Below are 4,212 nucleotides of genomic sequence, written 5' to 3'. Positions count from 1 at the left end.
GACAGGAAGGCATCCAGATCGAACGGTTCGCCGTCCTGAATGGCTTCGATGACTTCGCCGGTTTCCTCGACCACCTGTTCATGCTCGATGGTTTCGGCTTCCTCGATGGGGGCGGCAATCTGGGCGGATGGCGGAGACGGTGGACGCGGCGCGGACGGCGGGGTGATATTCACCGGCTCGTTATGGGCGGCGATCTCATGCGCCTCGAACTCGTCCGTGATGCCGCCCAGAACGTCAGCGAATAGTTCGCGGAGGCAGTATCCAGCAGCGCGCCATGCCAGCATCCTCTTGGAATAGCGGAACCATGGCGCATCGTTCGGGACCTCTTTCCACTGTCCATCGAAACCCTTGCGCTTGACGGTCTTTCGGTCATCCCAAAGGCCGGCCGCTCGGGCATCAGCCTCCGAGAACTCGACGCGCTTTTCCTCGCCTGTGTCGGAGCGCTTCGCCTCGCACCATCCGAACTTGCCGGTCTCGTCATACCCGGTTCGGATATAGGCAGCCTTCTTGGACCGGCGAGCCACGTTGATGATGCCGTCACCATACAGGGCAGGGCGTCCACCGATGACGGTAAAGCTACGAAGCGCCACCATGGGAGGCAGGCCAAGCTCTGCGCCGGCCATGACAGCGATAGCCACCGCACTTGCCGCTTCTTCGCCGGTCTTCTTGCCGACAAGAGCCTGCGGAGCCAGACCGGCCCTCACGACCATGGTAGACACGCGCCACATTTCCTCAATGCTGCGCGGGATGATCGCGCCAACCTGAGCGCCCGCCATAAGGGCAGGGGCGCGGCTTGCCATTTCGACTACAGCGTTCATATCATGCCACCTTTGCCTGTTCTTCGACCGTCACACCGGGGACAGTGTGCCCCTTAGCGACCGCACGCTTGGCGAGGTCGAACATGCAGTTCTTGAGGTCTGGGTGATCTTTCAGGAAGCGATAGAGGGCATCCTGATCGGTGATGGCCGTCACTACGTTGACAACACTCACGGACGCGGCGCGGCCATAGCTGCCACGGATCGGCGTAGGGGCGGCAGCAACAGGTTCGGGCTGCTGTTCGACAGGGGCCGGCGCGTTGGCTTTGTCGGCCTCTTTGCGAGCCGCAATCTCCGCCGTAAGGCGCGCGGCCTCGGCTTCGCGCTGCTTGCGAAGCTTTTCCGTCTCGTACGTGTTCATAGATGCGCGGATAGCATCCGCCGCTGCCTGCGCTCGCTTTACGTTCGGAAGCCACTTTTTATCGACCGCGCGACCGGCCTCAAGGTGCGGTTCCTTCTCGCGCTTGTGCTTCTTCTCGCCTTCGGATTTCAGTTCCAGCAGGCGCGACCGGAGCGATTGCGCGGCGGCAAGCTGTTCGTCATCCGCGATCCTGGCATAGGCGTCCTTGCCCTTCTCGGCGGCGTCAACCTGATCGGCAAACGCCTCAGCTTCATCGATTTCGCCAGAGTTGTGGCCCGCTCCGGCAACCTGCTCTTGAACAACAGGATCAGAACCGGGCCACGCCTCGCCATTCTCGGCAACGGAGCGATATGCTTCCTCGCTAATCGGCCAATCGCAGCACCACGTCCAGATTTCATCGGCATGATCGGCCATATCCCGCCCGACCTTGGCGACCATGCCGTTGCCGTCATGCCAGATGGCAACCGGCACATCGGAGCCGGACTTGTTGCGCTTGCGCCAGAACCCGGTCTGCGGCTCCGTGGTGGCCTCAAGCGACCGCATTTCGTCCTTGGTCAGGCGGCGGCCGTTGCCGATGGCAAGCGCGCGCTGCCAGAATGCCCATTCATTCTGCATGGTTGTATCTCCCCGACCTTTCGGCCGCTTCGTTGATGATTTCTGCGATGAGTTCGCGAGCGCCGCCGAAGCCGTATCGGGCCTGCAATTCGCGAAAGACTGTTCTGGCCCGGTAGCGAAGATGACCGTCCGTCAGGATGTCGTCATCGACAGGGCGCGCTCTGACTGAGGGCGTCATGGCGATGCCCCGTACTCAAGGACGTAGCGCTTTGCCTCATCCTTCGACATCGCCTCGCCGGACCAGTCGTTTTTGATTTCACCGTCAATCGCGTCGATCAGATCGCAAAGAGCCTGCTTCTGCTCGGGCGTGTCCCGCTGCTGCATAGCGCCCATAGACATACCCATGTCGGCATACTTCTGAGCGGCGGCGCGGCTCTGGTCGGTTTCGAGGTTCCAGCCCTTGAGCGTTCCCCATTTCAAAAGGAGATATTCAGCCATCACACCGGCCTTTCGAGCGCAGCCACAAGCACCACTGCCGCTATCAGGCAGAGCGAGAACGTGGCGGGGGTTGAGCGGGTCGCCAGCCAAGAGCACAGGCGGGCGGGGAGAAGGTCGAGGGAGCGGATCATGTCGCGCTCTCAGACTTTGGGAGCTCGACGCCCATATCCTTGAGCAAATGGCGCTTCTCGTCGTCGGACAAGAGCTTGCCGGAAAGCAGAAGATTTGCGGTCTTCGGATCGAGATAGAGTTGCGGACGAGTCGGCTCTTGTTCGAGGTCTAACATGACCTTGCAGACGATCCGGGGTCCTTGAATGACAGGGTAAGTCGGAACTTTGCCGTAACCGCCGCCGCCATATCCAGCCAGATCAAGCATCGCCTGATATCGAGGTGACTTGGTGTAGGCCTCAATCATCGCCTTCTCAGCAGAGGCGAGAGCGTTTCGGGCGTCGTTTACAGCCTTGGCCAAGTCTTTATCGACTGCGGCCATCTCGACTTGGTATTTGACATTTGCAGTCGTCATTTCCGTGGCTCCGTGAGTACAGCCCAGAACATGACCGGGATGCCAATGGCGATGATGGTGAGGGAGAGGGTGGCGGTCATGCTGCCTCCTCAAATTCAGAGGCCCACGCACGGAGCGCCAGTTCGTCGTCGTAGATCGCGCTTTCCAGCCAGCGGAAAATCTGCGCTTCCAGAGACGTGTCGCCCTTGGCAGGCTTGTTGATGATGGTGATTGCCGCCTTGCGGGGCCTTCCTCCGAACAGAGTGGGGCGGGCAAACTTGTCCGGTGTGGTCCCGTCGAGGCGGATGCTCTTGACGTAGAACTGGTATCCCGGATCGGCTGCAAGCTCGGCCACGCCGCTGATGTAGATGTCCAGACGGACGCCGCCGATTGATGGCTGCAATTCCTTGAACTCAAATTCGATGCTGTGCTGATCGCTGATGGCGTTCATGGTCGTCTCCGTCAGGTGGCTAGTCGAACAGGCCCATGAAAAGGGGGATCAGGAAGTAGGCCGTGGAGCCGCATATGGCTCCGACGACGAGGGGTCCGAGACACTTCATCACGCGAACCTCGTGGCGAAAGACGCGATGCCCAGTTCGGCGCAGAGGTCATCAACCCAGACGCGAACCACATCGGTGCAAACCGTGGTCTTGGCCGCAATCTTGGCGGCGCGTACGGCTTCGGCCTTGCGGGTGGTCACATGGAAAGCGTCTTCGAGCGTTCCGTCTGCCGTTTCGAACCTGACTCCGTACTTCGCCATCATCATCTCCTGCCCTTTGGCTCAGCGCAGATCGGCGGGTGTCCGTGTCTTCGTGCGCTGTTGATGATTGGATAGTGGCATAATCTGCCACCACGTGCAATAGGCTCAAGCAAAAAAAGTGGCAAATAATGCCACAAAAAGATTGAACCCTTTGGAATCATCGCGCATAAAGAAAGCCCCGGCGGGTTAGGCCGGGGCTTTGATACGGGTGCCGGAAGGTTGAATGACGGTGGCGGACCCGGGGTCGTTATAAGTGACGACTTATGTTTACCACCGGGCGCGGACATAGACAAGCCCCACTCCGAAAGACCGAAGGGGCGTCCGCCGTGACCTGTCAGGGTGACGAAAAAGTGCGGTCGAGGTTGGCGGGCTGACACCCAGTCAATCGGAAGGGGTGACGGGCGGCTCCGGCGGTCAAGATCACTCTGGCATAGGGGCTAACCCCGGATGCTCTATGAGCACGGGGCTTAGTCCTCCTATGTTCGGGGTTCTGAGCTTTCCTACGGTCAAGGACCTTAAAGGATAGACAGATACGAGGTCTGAACCGGTTTCAGAAGCTGAACAAACCTGAGAAGATATAGGGCTCTGAGGGGGAGTTTTATAGAACTAGGGGCAGGAGAGAAATCGGGCCTGAAACAAAAACCCCGCCGGAGCGGGGCTTATTCATTCAGGCATCGGGAGGTCTGACGGCCAATATCCTTTCGGCGTGTTTTCGAACGCA

Annotated in this window: 7 protein-coding genes; 1 reads left to right on the top strand and 6 read right to left on the bottom strand. The window is 59.7% G+C overall.

The genetic code is table 11. The features are described 5' to 3' along the window. Both DES43_RS22010 and DES43_RS22005 read right to left on the bottom strand, forming a co-directional pair. The coding region (locus DES43_RS22010) for a hypothetical protein (protein WP_133676437.1) at nucleotides 1-818 on the bottom strand (818 nt) is incomplete at its 3' end. A 1-nt stretch (nucleotide 819) separates the two neighbouring features. Then, on the bottom strand, nucleotides 820-1,614 hold the full coding sequence (locus tag DES43_RS22005; RefSeq protein WP_133676435.1) for a hypothetical protein: 795 nt from the start codon (nucleotides 1,612-1,614) through the stop codon (nucleotides 820-822). 55 nt (nucleotides 1,615-1,669) lie between these two features. Between DES43_RS22005 and DES43_RS22000 the strand changes: the two genes are divergently transcribed. Then, a complete protein-coding gene (locus DES43_RS22000; protein WP_208110873.1) occupies nucleotides 1,670-1,960 on the top strand; it encodes a hypothetical protein in 291 nt (96 codons plus the stop codon). Between the two features lie 5 nt (nucleotides 1,961-1,965). On the opposite strand, the gene DES43_RS21995 is transcribed toward DES43_RS22000, so the two are convergent. From DES43_RS21995 to DES43_RS21980, 4 genes are all read right to left on the bottom strand, one after another. After that, the gene (locus DES43_RS21995; protein WP_133676431.1) at nucleotides 1,966-2,229 is read right to left on the bottom strand and encodes a hypothetical protein; all 264 of its coding nucleotides are present in this window, start codon (nucleotides 2,227-2,229) and stop codon (nucleotides 1,966-1,968) included. Nucleotides 2,230-2,356: 127 nt separating this feature from the next. Next, the gene (locus tag DES43_RS21990) at nucleotides 2,357-2,752 is read right to left on the bottom strand and encodes a hypothetical protein (protein WP_133676429.1); all 396 of its coding nucleotides are present in this window, start codon (nucleotides 2,750-2,752) and stop codon (nucleotides 2,357-2,359) included. A 76-nt stretch (nucleotides 2,753-2,828) separates the two neighbouring features. Beyond that, nucleotides 2,829-3,182 (bottom strand): hypothetical protein, encoded by a 354-nt coding sequence (locus tag DES43_RS21985; RefSeq protein WP_133676427.1) that lies wholly within the window; start codon nucleotides 3,180-3,182, stop codon nucleotides 2,829-2,831. 108 nt (nucleotides 3,183-3,290) lie between these two features. Beyond that, a complete protein-coding gene (locus tag DES43_RS21980) occupies nucleotides 3,291-3,491 on the bottom strand; it encodes a hypothetical protein (protein WP_133676425.1) in 201 nt (66 codons plus the stop codon). Nucleotides 3,492-4,212 lie beyond the last annotated feature (721 nt).

Source organism: Aquamicrobium defluvii (assembly GCF_004363725.1).
Lineage (GTDB): Bacteria > Pseudomonadota > Alphaproteobacteria > Rhizobiales > Rhizobiaceae > Mesorhizobium > Mesorhizobium defluvii.
The sequence above is the reverse complement of the archived record's forward strand: the minus strand, read 5'-3'. Positions and strand labels throughout refer to the sequence as shown.